The sequence below is a fragment of the Ruegeria sp. THAF57 genome (assembly GCF_903914075.1).
Lineage (GTDB): Bacteria > Pseudomonadota > Alphaproteobacteria > Rhodobacterales > Rhodobacteraceae > Ruegeria.
Window position 1 is genome coordinate 520,666 of record NZ_CAIWNQ010000001.1, and the last position, 14,308, is coordinate 534,973.

The following is a 14,308-nucleotide window of genomic DNA, read 5'->3' on the forward strand; positions in this document are numbered from 1 at the left end:
GCAATTGTTTCAGCTATGAAGCTAATGTGGCAGTTGCGTGAACGACTGAACTCGAAATGCAACATTCATCAAGCAACTTTATTTCGCCTTTTGCTTATTTTCAGAAACTTTGTCACCCTGAATGTAAGGGGGATACCATTTTCAGAGCGGGAGACGCTCATGTTAGTAAAGAGTAGTACGGAATTGATGGACCCGATATTGGTCCGAAATGCATCTTCAGAGTTGGATTGCGAAACCGCTGCGCTATTGCGCGCAACCATCCGCCCGATATTCGACACTGCGGCAAGCTGGGCAAGTTTGTCCGATATCCTAAGAGATAAAGGTTACCGCCTCGCCTTTCGCGAAGGGCGGATGTGCATCACAGATCGCACGACGGATGAACGTGTCTGCGGGATTCGTTTTCTTGGGTTCGAGTTCAAGGAACTGGTCAAACGTCTGGGACGCCCGATTGTCGTTGCACGTGGCAACAACAGCGCGGATGGCGACATTCTTTCTGAACGGCCGGACGCACAGCGCGGCTAGTAGCTGCGCCAGAATTGAGCTTTGCGTCTTAGTGTCTTTGACAGGCTGTATAGCGCAGCGCGTGCGATCGCTGGATTCGACAGGGAATTCATCAATATCGCACCGGACACCCGAACCGGCAGATGGCCTTGTTTGTACCACCCCACTCGATCTTCATCGGTATATCGGGACATATCGCAGAACTGGCTATAGTTCTTGAGCCAACTCGCGGCCATTTCAGCACCCGCGGCATCTGTGTCCGCAGATACCCCACCAATCCGAAACAGAGACACCGGCATCTGTAACCGATGACCAGAATGGCCGGACAAAATCATCCGCAAAACCATGTCGTAATCCGCAGCAATCTGAAACTGCAGGTCATGTCCACCCATTTCCAGAAACAGAGATCTTTTCAGGACCATCGCATTGTGACCGAATGGCAGGCGTAGAAGAATGGACTTTGGTGTCAGTCGGCGCGCGTGGCGCCGGTTGCCTTCATCGTCAAAGAAAACCGTTTCGCCATAAACGAAATCAGGCTTCCCGGGCACGATGGCTTTCTGGACATTCGCCAGGCTGTCTGCATCCGCGATCAAGTCGTCCGAATTCAGAAACAGCACATATTCCCCGGTACAACGCGCAACCGCTTGGTTCATCGCATCATAAAGGCTTTTGTCCGTCTCACAGAAATACCGCACCGGGATCGGATCGCCTGAGTTTTCGATCTTTTGAATCGCGCCCTCAAGCAGCTCTTGCGTGCCATCGGTGGACTGGCCGTCCCAGACCACATGCTCAACGTTGCGGAACGTCTGCGCCTGCACGCTGTCGAGCGCGGCGAGGACTTGGTCACCCCGCCCCGCTTCGATCAGGTTTCTGGTAACAGTAACGACCGAGATCAACGAGCCGGGATGCTGTTCAGGCGAATTGCTCATAGATTTCGGCAACTTTCGTAACGGCAGCCTCTGGACTAAGCTCTTCGCTTTCACCGGTTCGGCGGCAGGTCAGTTCAACCACACCGTTTTTCAAACCGCGCGGGCCAACGGTGATGCGCCACGGCAGACCAATCAGGTCCATAGTCGCGAACTTGCCCCCTGCCCGTTCGTTGCGGTCATCATAAAGCGGCTCAAGCCCCAGAGCGGTAAGCGCGGCGTAGAGTTTGTCACAAGCGGCATCCGCCTCTTCATCGCCCTGTTTTAGGTTGACGATACCACAGTGGAACGGGGTCACGCCCTCGGGCCAGATGATGCCCTTGTCGTCATGGCTGGCTTCGATGATCGCGCCAATCAGGCGACTGACGCCGATGCCGTGGCTGCCCATGTGAACGGGGGTCGGTTTGCCATCGGGACCCTGTACCGTTGCGCCCATCGCCTCGGAATACTTGGTGCCGAAATAGAAGATTTGCCCCACTTCGATCCCGCGCGCCACGCGGCGGCGCTCTTCCGGTACTTGGTTGAACAGCCCCTCGTCGTGAGTTTCATCGGTGCGCGCGTATTTCGAGGTGAACTCCTCGAGAATGGCCTGACATTGATCGCGGTCGTCATAGTCGATCTGACGATCACCAAAACTCAGGTCGGTTACGGCGCTGTCATAGAAGACCTCGGATTCGCCGGTATCGGCCAGCACAAGGAATTCGTGGGTATCATCGCCGCCAATGGGGCCAGAGTCCGCACGCATCGGGATGGCTTGCAGGCCCATACGTTCATAGGTGCGCAGATAGCTGACCAGATGGCGGTTATAAGCGTGCAGCGCGTCCTCTTTGGTCAGGTCGAAATTATAGCCGTCCTTCATGTAGAACTCGCGCCCCCGCATCACGCCGAAACGCGGACGGATTTCATCGCGGAACTTCCACTGAATTTGGTACAGGGTCAGCGGCAGGTCTTTATAGCTGTTGACGTGACCACGAAAGATGTCGGTGACCAACTCCTCGGCGGTGGGGGTGAACAACATATCCCGATCATGCCGGTCCTTCATCCGCAGCATTTCCTGACCGTAATCGTCATAACGCCCGGATTCGCGCCACAGGTCTGCCGATTGGATGATCGGCATCTGGATCGCGATGTGACCCGCGCGCGCCTGCTCTTCGTGGATGATGTTCTCCAGCTTGCGCAGCACTTTGAAGCCCAGCGGCAGCCACGAATAAATCCCGGCGGATGCCTGCTTGATCATCCCCGCGCGCAGCATCAGCCGGTGGCTGACGATCTGAGCCTCGGAGGGGTTTTCCTTGAGAACGGGCAGAAAGTATCGGCTCAGGCGCATTGGGTGACCTTCAAAGGTGAGAATTTCGCTGCAAGGTGATTATGCCAAAGCCTCGCCGGGGGCAATCACGCATTGGCGTTTTTGCGACCTCGGGTCAGTCGCATTTTTTATTGACCCACCAGTCAGGAACCTCAAATGTGACGGGAATGTAAAAGCAAGAGGCCGCGATGCAGACAATCTCGGAACCCGCCCGCCAAATTCCTGTTGTTCACCAGACGGATGTTCTGGTTGTGGGTTCCGGCCCTGCTGGACTTGCCGCTGCGCTGGCCGCCGCACGCGCAGGGGCCGAAGTGTCGCTGGTCGACCGGTTCGGCTGTATGGGCGGCAACATCACCGCCGTGGGGGTCGAAGGGTTCGCCTGGTATCGCCATGAACAAACGGTCGAGGCAGGCGGTATCGGCATGGAGTTCGAAACCCGTGCCAAGGACATGGGCGCGGCGGTGCCTGAAAGCCAATCTCTCAGCTATGAGCTGGACAGCGAAGGGTTCAAGCTGGTGGCTGATAAACTGGTCGAAGAAGCAGGCGTGCATCCCATGCTACATCGTCAGTTCGTTGCGCCCATCATGGAGGGCGACCGGATCACCGGCATCATCACCGAATCCAAAGCCGGACGCGAGGCGATTCTGGCGCGCGTGGTAATCGACGCCACCGGCGATGCCGACGTCGCCCACCGCGCAGGCGCCCCCACCCACAAAACCGCGCGCGAGGATATGATGGCGGCCTCGGTCATGTTCCATCTGGCCGGTGTCGACAAACGCGCGTTTATGGAGGGCGTAAAGGCCGATCCCCAGACCTATAAAGACTGGGGTGGCGGTGGTGAGTGGAACATCGAGACCTCGGGCAAAGAAGACGACATGTTCTCGCCCTTTGTTCACAAACCCTTCCAACAGGCGATTGATGCGGGGATGATTCCGCCGCACCTGAATACGATCGCAGGCACATGGGGCGCGATGCACGACACGGGTGAGCTGACCTATATGAACCTCATCCATCTGGCTGAAATCGACGGCACAGACCCCGACAGCCTCACAAAGGGTGAGATCGAAGGCCGGCGTCAGTCCATGCTGGCCATCGAAGCGCTGCGCCGTTTCATGCCGGGGTGCGAGAACGCCCGTCTGCGGAATTTCGGGATGACCATCGGCATCCGCGACACGCGCAAGATCGACGCAGTTTACAACATGACCGAGAATGACGCCCGCCATCAGGGTCGGTTCGAGGATACGATCGGCATCTACCCCGAGTTTATTGACGGGTACGGGATCCTGATCCTGCCCACCACGGGGCGGTATATGCAGGTGCCCTATCGCTCGATGCTGCCCAAAGGCATCAAGGGGCTTTTGGTTGCCGGGCGCTCGCACGGGGCCGACAAGGTGGCACATGCGGCCACGCGCAATATGGCGTGCTGCGCCGTGATGGGGCAAGGTGCGGGGATCGCCGCCGCGCTGTCGTTGAAAAGCAATCAGGACGTTCACGACATGAACCTGGCCCCCGTTCACAAGGAACTGGACCGCCAGGGCGTCAGGATTCACTGATGGATCACATCCCGACGATAGACATCGCGCCGCTGTTTGAACCGGACCACCCGCTTTATGGGCAAAAGGTGGATCAAGTCATCGACGCCTGCACCGGCATCGGTTTTCTGTCCATCACCGGCACTGGAATTGAGCCCGAAACAGTAAAGACGGTACGTGCCTGTGTTCGGGAAATCTTTGCTGTCGAAGAAACCTCGAAATGGGATCAGGCGATCACGCGCGAGAATTACAGGGGGTATATCCCCATGGGGTTTTTCACCCCAAATGACGGGACGGGTAAAGCCGACAAATACGAAGGCTATAAGCTGCACTATGACGTTGCCCCTGACGCAACTGTCCGGACGGATTGCAGTCTGTACGGCCCCAACATCTGGCCCAGGGAAGTGCCAGAAGCCCGCGGGATCATTCTGGACTATTGGGCCCAACTGGATGGTGTCACTGACGTGTTACTGTCCGCGCTGGAAGCCGGGTTTGGGTTGGAAGACAAGGTGTTAGGCAAGGCATTTCACACTCCGATGACCAATATGACCCTGCTGCACTATCCGCCACAGGCCGCCGACGAAGCCGGTTATGGCATTCATCCGCACAAGGATACTGACGCCTTGACGATCATCGCGCCAGATCCGGTCGGCGGCTTGGAGGTGCAGACCCGCGACGGAGGATGGATCACCCCGGACTGCCCACCGGATGGGTTTATCGTGAATATCGGCGACATGCTGGAGCTGTGGTCAGGCGGCAGGCTCAAGTCGACGCCTCACCGAGTCGTCAATCGCTCGGGAAAAGAGCGATACTCGTTCCCCTATTTCGCGGTGCCACGCCATGATGTAGTTGTCTCACCCTTGCTGCGCCCCGTCGACGGCTTTGATCGTCCCTCGGTCCATTGTGGCCATTGGTCTGCTGAAATCTGGCGCACCAACTGGCCCGACGAAATAGCCCACGATCAGACGCCCGAACTGGGCACGCTAGGCGGTTAACCGCGCCAATAGTCCAAAGAAATGAAACGCTTGCATCACGGGCGTTCATAAGCCAATAACTTGTCCAAGAACCGATAAAAAGGGGATGAGCATGGCTTTGCCCGTGAAGGATCAACTCAGATACTGGGGCATTGCAGCGGCAATTTTTGTGCTTCTGTTATGGGCACTTGGCGACGTTTTGCTGCCTTTTGTGATCGGTGGCGCAATTGCTTATTTTCTGGATCCCGTTGCCGACCGGCTTGAGGGGTGGGGCCTGTCGCGGATCGCGGCAACCGGCCTGATAACCGTCGTTGGCGTATTGGGATTCGTCCTGATGGTGCTGATGGTCGTGCCAGCGCTTGTCACGCAGTTGATCGAACTGATCGAGGTCCTGCCCAGCCTGATCAAGCAGCTGCGCGGTTTCATCGAACAACAATTCCCCTCACTTCTGGACCGCGAATCCAGCTCGCACCAGTTCCTTGTGTCGTTGGGGGAAACACTGAAATCCAAGTCCGGCGACGTGCTGCAGTCTGTCGCCGCATCGTTCAGCTCGGCCATCAATGTGGTTGTCCTGCTGGTGATCGTGCCGGTTGTTGCCGTTTACCTGCTGTTGGACTGGGATCGCATGGTCGCCCGTATCGGAGAACTGCTGCCGCGCGATCACGCCCCCACCATCAAACGACTTGCTGGGGAAATTGACGGCGTCCTTGCCTCGTTCGTGCGCGGCATGGGCACGGTCTGCCTGATCCTTGGTACATATTATGCCGTGGCGCTGATGGCCGTTGGTTTGCAATTCGGCCTTATCGTCGGATTCATCGCCGGGCTGGTTACCTTTATTCCCTATCTCGGCGCGCTCATCGGCGGCATGTTGGCCATTGGGCTGGCCCTGTTTCAATTTTGGGGAGATTGGGTGCAAATTGGCCTGGTCGCCGGGATATTTGCATTGGGTCAGGTGACCGAGGGGAACTTTCTGACCCCGAAACTGGTCGGTAATTCAGTCGGACTGCACCCGGTGTGGTTGCTACTGGCCTTGTCGGTATTCGGGGCCTTGTTCGGATTTGTCGGCATGCTGATTGCCGTCCCGGTGGCTGCGGCGTTGGGCGTATTGGCACGGTTTGCCACGTCGATCTATCTGGAAAGCCGACTATACACCGGTTTAGAAAGCCCCGAACCGGCTGACCAGAAAGACGAATAAATGGCCCAACAACTGAGCTTTGATCTTCCGGCCAAGACTGCGCTGGGGCGAGAGGACTTTTTCGTTTCCCCGGCAAACGCGCTGGCCGTTGCCATGATCTCTGCAACGTCATGGCCGGGAAACAAGCTGGTCCTCAGCGGCCCCGCCGGGGCAGGCAAGACGCATCTGGCCCATGTCTGGGCTGCCGAAACGGGCGGGCGCATTGTACAGGCCAAGGACATCGCGCACGACGACGTACCAAACCTTGCCCAATCAGCGATAGCCATCGAGGATGTGCCCATGATCGCTGGTGATATCGAGCAGCAGAAAACGCTGTTTCACCTGCACAATCTGGTTCTGGCCGAAGGAAATGCCCTGCTGATGACAGGGCGCATGGCTCCGAAGTTCTGGGAATTGCCCCTGCCCGATCTGCAAAGCCGGATTGAAGGCGCACATCATGTTGCCCTGGACCCGCCGGATGACGCGCTGTTGGGGGCGGTTCTGGCCAAGCTATTTGTCGACCGGCAACTGAACCCCGGCCCCGAGGTCATAGCATATCTGGTCAAGCACATGGACAGGCGGTTCGAAACCGCCGCCAGTGTCGTCGCACAACTGGACCAATTGGCGTTGTCGGAAAAACGTGAAATTACGCGGGCTTTGGCCGTACGTGTCCTAAGTTCAGAGCGTAATGAATTCCAATCTGGTAATTGACCCGCACACGGCGATTTCGCATTCTAAGCCCGGAATATCTGGAAGAAACATGGATCAGACCGTCGAAACCGACATCCCCGATTGGGGACCTTTCGGAAAACCTCTGTTCGACGACCCCGAGGCTCGCGCCCTGTCGCGGGTGGGTGTCGTTGATGTCGGCTCAAACTCGGTCAGGATGGTGATCTTTGACGGGGCCGCGCGATCTCCGGCGTATTTCTACAATGAAAAAGTCATGTGCGAACTTGGCGCTGGCCTCTCTGAAACTGGTCGCCTGAACCCGCGCGGACGCGTGCGTGCGCTGTCTGCCTTGCAGAGGTTCAACCAACTGGCCGAGGATCTGGGCCTTCCGGGGTTGCATGTCGTGGCCACCGCCGCCGTACGCGAGGCCGAAGACGGACCTGAGTTTTGCGCAGAGGTTTACGACCAAACCGGCCTGACGGTATCGGTTATCGACGGCGAAGAAGAGGCGCGCCTGTCTGCGCAGGGTGTCCTGTTGGGGTGGCCCGGCGCCTATGGTTTGATCTGTGACATTGGCGGGTCTTCCATGGAGCTGGCCGAAATCGGCGGAGGAGAGGTCGGACGACGTGTCACCTCGGCCCTTGGCCCGCTTAAGCTGAGGGATATCAAGGGCGGTCGACGCGCGCGTAAGGCCCATATCAAAGAGACAATGGAAGACCTGCGCGCCCGGATGGGCCCGCAACGTGACCGTCTGTTTCTGGTCGGGGGTAGTTGGCGGGCCTTCGCACGTCTGGACATGCTGCGGCGGGGGTATCCGCTGAACGTCTTGCACGAATACCGCATGACGACGTCGCAAGTTCGCGAAACCATTAAGTTCATCGAAAAGAGCGACCCTGAGAAACTGCGCAGTCAGGCCGGGGTTTCGGGATCTCGGATGTCGCTGATCCCCTATGCGATGGACGTGCTTGCGCGGCTAGTTCGGACGTTCAAACCCAAGGACATCGCCATATCCAGTTATGGCATCCGCGAGGGCCTGCTTTACGAACAGATGCCGCAAGTCTTACGGGACCGTGATCCGCTCATTGAAGCCAGCCGGTTTTCCGAGGCCAAAGACGCGCGTCTTCCCGGGTTTGGCAAACACCTCTTTGATTTTGTGATGCCGCTTTTCAAATCGGCCCCCCCTGCACAGGTCAGGCTGATCAAGGCTGCGTGCCTTCTGCATGACGTAAGCTGGCGCGCCCATCCCGACTATCGTGCGGAAGTCTGTTTTGACAATGTTACACGTGCCAATCTAGGCGGGCTGAAACATTCTGAACGCGTTTTCATCGGCCTTGCGCTGCAACATAGGTACCGCAACAAACGAGAAGGCAACAGGTTCGCGCCTCTCTATGAATTGCTGGGCGAGAAGGACCAGAAGCAGGCCGAAATTCTGGGCAAGGCCATGCGGTTTGGCGCAATGCTTTGGATGCAAAGCAACGCAAAAATGGGAACATTGCGGTTCTATCCCAAAAAGCGGCAGCTAGATCTGTATCTGCCGAAATCAGCCTGTCTGCTGTTCAACGAAGTTGCCGAAGCGCGGCTAAATTCGCTAGCGTCCGCGCTGAAATCTGACACGCGCGTCATCACAAAAGGCTAAAGCTCAGATATCGGTCGCGCCTTCGGGCAGGTCCTCGGATTGATCGGGGGCAATTTCTGGTTTCGGAGTATCTTCGGAAACGGGCGGCTTTTTCCTGATGATGATATCGCCATTGGGCAGAATTTCCGGAGCTTCATACGCGCTCCAATCCTGAATCTCGCTCGCCAGCTCTGCCAACGCCGGCCCCATTTCTTCAAAGAAGGACTGCATGGCCGGACCAAACTGATCGGCCAGTCCCAGCAAATCCTCCAGCGCCGGTTCCATTTCCTGACGCAGCCCTTCAAAGAACAGTTCTGCGCCCTGCTCCATCAAGGACGGCCCGGCTTCATCCTCTGCGTACGCAGGCGTCGCCAGAGCCAGTGTGACTGCACAAATCGAAACAAGGTTTTTCATACTAAAAGATATATGCGTTTGAGGCAGTTGATTAAAGATCAAAGGTCTATATCCAAAGTGACCGGGAAATGATCCGACGCTGTCAAAAGCGCGTCGTGCAGGTCTGTTTGGGCTTTACAGATCGGATCATGAAATGGGTGCCAGATACGCCACTCGGGGCGGTGCGCGCGTAATCTGTCGCAGATCATGATGTAGTCCAGCAGCGCCTCAAGATGCCCACCAGTATTGGGTCTTGGAAAACGCGCGGTCGAGGGCGCGACACCCGGCTCTGGCCCATATGCCGTGGTTGCATTCGGATCGAACAGCCCCGCCCCAAGCAGAATCTCGACCGAAGACCGCCCAAACAGGTTCTCAAACTCATCAAGTCCCGGCCCGTCATTCAGGTCACCCAAAAGAATGACGTCTTCGTCATCGGCGATATGGGCCTTGATCCGCCGCGCTAACCAAACCGCTTGCGCAAGTTGCTTTCGGCGATTGGCGATAGAAATTCGGACCGCTTCATCCCGACTGCCCGCCCCGTGCGGGGCCTTAGACTTCAAATGCGCTCCGATTAAGCGAAACGAGGCACCGGCCCGAGTCCTGACGGCCAATTCCATAGGAGGCTTAGAAAATTGTACCTGATCCTCGGTCGCGTCGATATCGAGGTCAATTTCAAACACCGAATCGAAACGGGGCGCATCCGATCGCGCGCCATCATCACCGATCGGATCGTGGCGTACCGAAAGACAGGCCGGATCATACAGCAAGGCCAGTTCCTGATGCGTGTCGTTCGGAAAACCCATGACCGCATGACTTGTCCGAAGGTCAAAAACCTCGGCAAACCGCTGTAAGGCACGGACAGTATTCTGAGTTTTTCCGGTATTCGGCGCTTCCACGATCAAAATGGCGTCGGCGTCTATTGCGGTCAGGACCTTGGCAATCGCTTCGACCTGCTGGGCGGTCGTGACATCATGTCTGCCTGACCACGTATCGTCGCAGATCAACCGGTCTTTGCGATCAAAAAGATTGGCAAACCACTCGATATTGTAGGTCGCCAACCGCATGGGTATCAGGCTCGGGCGCCGTTGATCTGATCCCAAGCGCGATTGATGTCGATCATCTTCTTTTCGGCCAGGCGAATGGCTTCTTCGGGGACCCCGCGGGAAATCATTGCATCGGGATGAGTTTCGCGCACCAACTGCCGCCAGACCTTGCGGATATCGGGCAAAGGCATGTCGCGCGGGACGCCCAGCACCGTATAAGGATCCTTGGGCGCATCCGGTACAAACCTTTCCCGCAGCGCAAGAAACTGGGCTTCGGTCTGCCCGAATATACGGCTAACCTCTTCCAGAAACTCATTTTCGTTCGGGTGATAGAACCCGTCAGCCATCGCGATATGGAACAGCCCTTCCATCAAATCGCAAAGCGTGGTGCTGTCATCGGCGAACATTCCGGCGATCTTGCGGGCATATTCCTGATACCCGGCGACGTCAGTCCGGGCCATGTCGAAAACGCGGGCAGCGTTGGCTTCATCTTCGCGCGCGATCTGGAACACATCACGAAAGGCTGTGACCTCGTCCCGCGTCACCTGCCCATCGGCCTTGGCCATTTTTGCGCCCAGCGCAATAACAGCAATGGTAAACGCGACCGACCGTTCAGGCGGTGTGCGAAGAATTTCAAAAACAGCGGTCAGGCTTTCGCCCTGTGCAAGCGCGCTTAGCGCGTCGGATATGCGGGTCCAGATCGACATGAGGGCACCCTAGCGCCCCAATTCGCCGGTGTCAGGTGCAACCAATGGGTCTGCGGCAAGAATTTTCTGCATCAGCACAAGATCCAGCCTTTTGCCCCACTTGGACCCAACTTCTGGCATGCACCCAACTTTTTCGAATCCGATGGCCGCGTGAAACGAAATTGCCGCCGGGTTTGCCGACGATATTCCTGCAACCAAGACATGAACGCCCTCGTCCCTTGCCGCGGCCTCTAGCGCGGCCATTAACGCTCGGCCGGTGCCATGCCCACGCGACTTGGGAGCGAGTTGGACGGAGTGTTCCCGGCATTGGGCGTATCCGGGGCCTGAGCGAAACGGGCCGTAAGTGGCAAAACCCACAACCTGCCCGTCCAACTCGGCCACCAGAAAAGCGGGCCCACGGGCTTGGATGTCGCTTGCTATACTGCCCACATCCCGCTCGGCTATGGTAAAGGTCACAAGCGTATCCCGAATGATCTGGTTGGTGATCTTGGCAACGGCATCAGCGTCCGTAACTTTTGCCTTACGGATGATCATTCCAACACGCGTAGGCCATGGGGCGTTTCAAATTCCGCACGCATCGCGGCTGGGCCGGAATCAAATACCACGCGGTCCAAAGCGCCAAGCAGTCTTGCCAGCTCCAGTGCTTCGGGATGGAACACAATCAACTGCCGCAGGCGGCATCCGCTATCTTGCAACATCTGTGCCGGGTGAAGGTCACCGCGCCATTGGATTAGCGCGGGAAACAGATTGTCAAAAGGCAGCCGTCCGCTGGGGGGAACAGCCATACGCCAGCGCAGCGCGCCTCTGGTCAGGTCAATAGGATGTCCGACGCCATCCGGGAACACATCCAGCGATGCTTCGATGTTCGGAACACGACAAATCCAGTTCGTCAGCCGCGGGCTTCCCTGAAACCGGTCAAGATCGAACCAGCGTGTCCGTTCGGGGCGAGGTGCGGACGGGTCAATCGCGATCGCCTCAAGGTACAGGCCATCCGCCAGACCCAGAAGCCGATTATAGGTTCCGAATTTTTCGTGCTTTCCGCCGTCCTGTAGGGAAATACCCAACGCCTGCTCGACATGAGCAGCGGCTTCTTCAAGCGTTTCACCCGCAACAGCCAGATGATCGAGCAACATGCGCGCCCTCCTGCAAAAAAACGACCAGACCCAAGCGGATCTGGTCGCATGTTTCCGTCAAAGACGCGGGATCACAAGAGGTTTCGGCAGGAAACCCGTATTATCCCTTGGTCTTGCCGATCAGGCCCAGAATGTCCTGCGCCGCCTCGGGGATGTTTGTCCCCGGACCAAAGATCGCCTTGACGCCGTGATCGTAGAGGAACTGATAATCCTGCTGCGGGATCACGCCGCCACAAATGACGATGATATCCTCGGCCCCAGCCTTTTTCAGCTCTTCCACCAGTTGCGGCGCGAGCGTCTTATGTCCCGCCGCCTGAGATGAGATGCCGACCACATGCACGTCATTATCCACCGCATCCTGCGCCGCCTCGGCGGGTGTCTGGAATAGTGGGCCAACATCCACGTCAAACCCGATATCGGCAAAGGCGGTCGCGATCACTTTGGCACCCCGATCGTGACCGTCCTGCCCCATCTTGACCACCAGCAAACGCGGACGGCGGCCTTCAGCCTCGGCGAATTCCTCGATGGACTTCTGGATCGCGGCAAAGCCTTCGTCGCCCTCATAGGCGGCACCGTACACACCGGCCAGCGTTTTCACTTCGGCGCGGTGGCGACCAAATTCCTTTTCCATTGCCATGCTGATCTCTCCTACGGATGCGCGGGCGCGCGCGGCTTCGACCGCAGCAGCCAGCAGGTTTCCGCCCTCTTGGGCAGCCTTCGTCAGGGCGTCTAGCGCCTGTTCGCACGCGGCCTCGTCACGGGTAGCGCGGATGCGCTCCAGACGTGCCACCTGCGCTTCGCGCACGGCGACGTTGTCGACGTCCAGAATGTCGATCGGGTCTTCCTGTTCCTTGCGGTACTTGTTGACGCCAACGATCACCTCTTCGCCCCGGTCGATCATGGCCTGACGGCGCGCAGCGCTTTCTTCGATCCGCAGCTTGGGCATGCCTGAGGCGACGGCCTTGGTCATACCGCCCATCTCTTCGACCTCTTCCATCAAGGCCCAGGCTTTTTCGACCAGCTCATTGGTCAGGCTTTCGATGTAATAGGACCCCGCCAACGGATCGACCACATCGGTCACGCCAGTTTCTTCCTGCAGCACCAATTGCGTGTTCCGCGCAATACGGGCTGAGAAGTCGGTAGGCAGGGCAATCGCCTCATCCAACGCGTTGGTGTGCAGCGACTGTGTGCCGCCCAGAACCGCGCTCATCGCCTCGTACGCCGTGCGGATCACGTTGTTATAGGGGTCTTGTTCCTGCAACGAAACGCCCGAGGTTTGGCAGTGGGTGCGCAACATTTTCGAGCGCTCGAATTTCGCGCCAAAATCGGTCATCACGCGATGCCACAGGGTGCGGGCGGCGCGCAGTTTGGCGATTTCCATGAAGAAATTCATGCCGATAGCAAAGAAGAACGACAAACGACCAGCGAACTTGTCTACGTCCATCCCGGCCTGCGTCGCGGCGCGCACATATTCGCGACCATCGGCCAGCGTATAGGCAAGCTCCTGCACGAGGTTCGCGCCAGCCTCTTGCATGTGATAGCCCGAGATCGAGATCGAGTTGAACTTGGGCATCTCGTTCGAGGTATAGTCGATAATGTCCGAAATGATCTTCATCGAAGGCTCGGGCGGGTAAATATACGTATTCCGCACCATGAACTCTTTTAGAATGTCGTTCTGAATGGTGCCGGACAGGACGGATTTGTCGTGCCCCTGCTCTTCACCAGCCACGATGAAGTTTGCCAAAATCGGGATCACCGCACCGTTCATGGTCATCGAGACCGAGACCTTGTCCAACGGGATGCCATCGAACAGGATTTTCATGTCCTCGACACTGTCGATGGCGACACCAGCCTTACCCACATCGCCCACAACACGCGGGTGGTCGCTGTCATATCCGCGGTGCGTAGCCAGATCGAAGGCCACGGACACACCTTGCTGACCCGCAGCCAGATTGCGGCGGTAAAAGGCGTTCGATTCCTCGGCTGTTGAAAAGCCCGCATACTGGCGGATCGTCCACGGACGACCTGCGTACATCGTGGCCTTCACGCCCCGTGTAAACGGGCCGAACCCCGGCAGCGTGCCCATATGCGGTAGATCGGCGGTGTCCTCGGCTGTATAAAGAGGTTTGACGTCGATGCCTTCCAGCGTTTCCTTGGTAAGGTCGTCCAACGGACGCCCGCGCAGCTCTTTCTCGGCCAGTGCCTGCCAGTCTTTGGTATCGGTCATGGCGATTTCCTTTTCCTATTTCGGATCGCGCGCAGAGAGGAACCTGCCCGCAGTTATGTATCGGATTGCCCGGTCCATTCGGGCTGCGCGCAACAAATTGAGCGCACA

General features: G+C 57.6%; 14 protein-coding genes. 6 read left to right on the forward strand and 8 right to left on the reverse strand.

Annotation, left to right across the window (positions count from 1 at the left end):
- The first annotated feature begins 159 nt into the window (after positions 1–159).
- On the forward strand, positions 160–522 hold the full coding sequence (locus tag RUESEDTHA_RS02520; protein ID WP_180884074.1) for a hypothetical protein: 363 nt from the start codon (positions 160–162) through the stop codon (positions 520–522).
- On the opposite strand, the gene RUESEDTHA_RS02525 is transcribed toward RUESEDTHA_RS02520, so the two are convergent.
- Together RUESEDTHA_RS02525 and proS are read right to left on the reverse strand one after the other, a co-directional pair.
- Positions 519–1,430, reverse strand: a complete 912-nt coding sequence (locus tag RUESEDTHA_RS02525; protein ID WP_180884076.1) for a glycosyltransferase family 2 protein — start codon at positions 1,428–1,430, stop codon at positions 519–521. The genes RUESEDTHA_RS02520 and RUESEDTHA_RS02525 overlap by 4 nt on opposite strands.
- On the reverse strand, positions 1,414–2,754 hold the full coding sequence (gene proS, locus RUESEDTHA_RS02530; protein WP_180884078.1) for a proline--tRNA ligase: 1,341 nt from the start codon (positions 2,752–2,754) through the stop codon (positions 1,414–1,416). Before proS ends, RUESEDTHA_RS02525 begins: the two co-directional genes overlap by 17 nt.
- Before the next feature lie 167 nt (positions 2,755–2,921).
- On the opposite strand from proS, the gene RUESEDTHA_RS02535 reads away from it, so the two are divergent.
- The 5 genes from RUESEDTHA_RS02535 to RUESEDTHA_RS02555 all read left to right on the forward strand — a co-directional run bounded on the left by RUESEDTHA_RS02535 (position 2,922) and on the right by RUESEDTHA_RS02555 (position 8,718).
- Positions 2,922–4,286 carry an FAD-dependent oxidoreductase gene (locus RUESEDTHA_RS02535; protein WP_180884080.1) on the forward strand — a complete coding sequence of 455 codons (1,365 nt, stop codon included), beginning with the start codon at positions 2,922–2,924 and terminating at the stop codon, positions 4,284–4,286.
- Positions 4,286–5,260, forward strand: coding sequence for an isopenicillin N synthase family oxygenase (locus RUESEDTHA_RS02540; RefSeq protein ID WP_180884082.1), 975 nt, complete (start codon positions 4,286–4,288; stop codon positions 5,258–5,260). Before RUESEDTHA_RS02535 ends, RUESEDTHA_RS02540 begins: the two co-directional genes overlap by 1 nt.
- A gap of 91 nt (positions 5,261–5,351) precedes the next feature.
- Positions 5,352–6,434 (forward strand): AI-2E family transporter, encoded by a 1,083-nt coding sequence (locus RUESEDTHA_RS02545; RefSeq protein ID WP_180884084.1) that lies wholly within the window; start codon positions 5,352–5,354, stop codon positions 6,432–6,434.
- The gene (locus RUESEDTHA_RS02550; RefSeq protein WP_180884086.1) at positions 6,435–7,124 is read left to right on the forward strand and encodes a DnaA ATPase domain-containing protein; all 690 of its coding nucleotides are present in this window, start codon (positions 6,435–6,437) and stop codon (positions 7,122–7,124) included.
- A gap of 49 nt (positions 7,125–7,173) precedes the next feature.
- The gene (locus RUESEDTHA_RS02555) at positions 7,174–8,718 is read left to right on the forward strand and encodes a Ppx/GppA family phosphatase (protein WP_180884087.1); all 1,545 of its coding nucleotides are present in this window, start codon (positions 7,174–7,176) and stop codon (positions 8,716–8,718) included.
- Positions 8,719–8,721: 3 nt separating this feature from the next.
- On the opposite strand, the gene RUESEDTHA_RS02560 is transcribed toward RUESEDTHA_RS02555, so the two are convergent.
- From RUESEDTHA_RS02560 to scpA, 6 genes are all read right to left on the reverse strand, one after another.
- Positions 8,722–9,111 carry a hypothetical protein gene (locus RUESEDTHA_RS02560; RefSeq protein ID WP_180884089.1) on the reverse strand — a complete coding sequence of 130 codons (390 nt, stop codon included), beginning with the start codon at positions 9,109–9,111 and terminating at the stop codon, positions 8,722–8,724.
- Between the two features lie 38 nt (positions 9,112–9,149).
- Positions 9,150–10,154 carry an endonuclease/exonuclease/phosphatase family protein gene (locus RUESEDTHA_RS02565; protein WP_180884091.1) on the reverse strand — a complete coding sequence of 335 codons (1,005 nt, stop codon included), beginning with the start codon at positions 10,152–10,154 and terminating at the stop codon, positions 9,150–9,152.
- A 5-nt stretch (positions 10,155–10,159) separates the two neighbouring features.
- Positions 10,160–10,840 (reverse strand): molecular chaperone DjiA, encoded by a 681-nt coding sequence (locus RUESEDTHA_RS02570; RefSeq protein WP_180884093.1) that lies wholly within the window; start codon positions 10,838–10,840, stop codon positions 10,160–10,162.
- Between the two features lie 9 nt (positions 10,841–10,849).
- The gene (locus RUESEDTHA_RS02575; RefSeq protein WP_180884095.1) at positions 10,850–11,374 is read right to left on the reverse strand and encodes a GNAT family N-acetyltransferase; all 525 of its coding nucleotides are present in this window, start codon (positions 11,372–11,374) and stop codon (positions 10,850–10,852) included.
- The gene (locus tag RUESEDTHA_RS02580; protein ID WP_180884097.1) at positions 11,371–11,973 is read right to left on the reverse strand and encodes a VOC family protein; all 603 of its coding nucleotides are present in this window, start codon (positions 11,971–11,973) and stop codon (positions 11,371–11,373) included. Before RUESEDTHA_RS02580 ends, RUESEDTHA_RS02575 begins: the two co-directional genes overlap by 4 nt.
- 100 nt (positions 11,974–12,073) lie before the next feature.
- Positions 12,074–14,200 carry a methylmalonyl-CoA mutase gene (scpA, locus tag RUESEDTHA_RS02585; RefSeq protein ID WP_180884099.1) on the reverse strand — a complete coding sequence of 709 codons (2,127 nt, stop codon included), beginning with the start codon at positions 14,198–14,200 and terminating at the stop codon, positions 12,074–12,076.
- Positions 14,201–14,308: the final 108 nt, after the last annotated feature.

Excerpts from the sequence above, each read along its gene's own strand:
- RUESEDTHA_RS02545 (WP_180884084.1), top strand. The coding sequence starts at position 5,352 with ATGGCTTTGCCCGTGAAGGATCAACTCAGATACTGGGGCATTGCAGCG.
- RUESEDTHA_RS02580 (WP_180884097.1), bottom strand. The coding sequence starts at position 11,973 with ATGTTGCTCGATCATCTGGCTGTTGCGGGTGAAACGCTTGAAGAAGCC.
- RUESEDTHA_RS02570 (WP_180884093.1), bottom strand. The coding sequence starts at position 10,840 with ATGTCGATCTGGACCCGCATATCCGACGCGCTAAGCGCGCTTGCACAG.
- scpA (WP_180884099.1), bottom strand. The coding sequence starts at position 14,200 with ATGACCGATACCAAAGACTGGCAGGCACTGGCCGAGAAAGAGCTGCGC.
- RUESEDTHA_RS02520 (WP_180884074.1), top strand. The coding sequence starts at position 160 with ATGTTAGTAAAGAGTAGTACGGAATTGATGGACCCGATATTGGTCCGA.
- RUESEDTHA_RS02555 (WP_180884087.1), top strand. The coding sequence starts at position 7,174 with ATGGATCAGACCGTCGAAACCGACATCCCCGATTGGGGACCTTTCGGA.
- RUESEDTHA_RS02575 (WP_180884095.1), bottom strand. The coding sequence starts at position 11,374 with ATGATCATCCGTAAGGCAAAAGTTACGGACGCTGATGCCGTTGCCAAG.
- proS (WP_180884078.1), bottom strand. The coding sequence starts at position 2,754 with ATGCGCCTGAGCCGATACTTTCTGCCCGTTCTCAAGGAAAACCCCTCC.
- RUESEDTHA_RS02525 (WP_180884076.1), bottom strand. The coding sequence starts at position 1,430 with ATGAGCAATTCGCCTGAACAGCATCCCGGCTCGTTGATCTCGGTCGTT.
- RUESEDTHA_RS02535 (WP_180884080.1), top strand. The coding sequence starts at position 2,922 with ATGCAGACAATCTCGGAACCCGCCCGCCAAATTCCTGTTGTTCACCAG.
- RUESEDTHA_RS02550 (WP_180884086.1), top strand. The coding sequence starts at position 6,435 with ATGGCCCAACAACTGAGCTTTGATCTTCCGGCCAAGACTGCGCTGGGG.
- RUESEDTHA_RS02560 (WP_180884089.1), bottom strand. The coding sequence starts at position 9,111 with ATGAAAAACCTTGTTTCGATTTGTGCAGTCACACTGGCTCTGGCGACG.
- RUESEDTHA_RS02565 (WP_180884091.1), bottom strand. The coding sequence starts at position 10,154 with ATGCGGTTGGCGACCTACAATATCGAGTGGTTTGCCAATCTTTTTGAT.
- RUESEDTHA_RS02540 (WP_180884082.1), top strand. The coding sequence starts at position 4,286 with ATGGATCACATCCCGACGATAGACATCGCGCCGCTGTTTGAACCGGAC.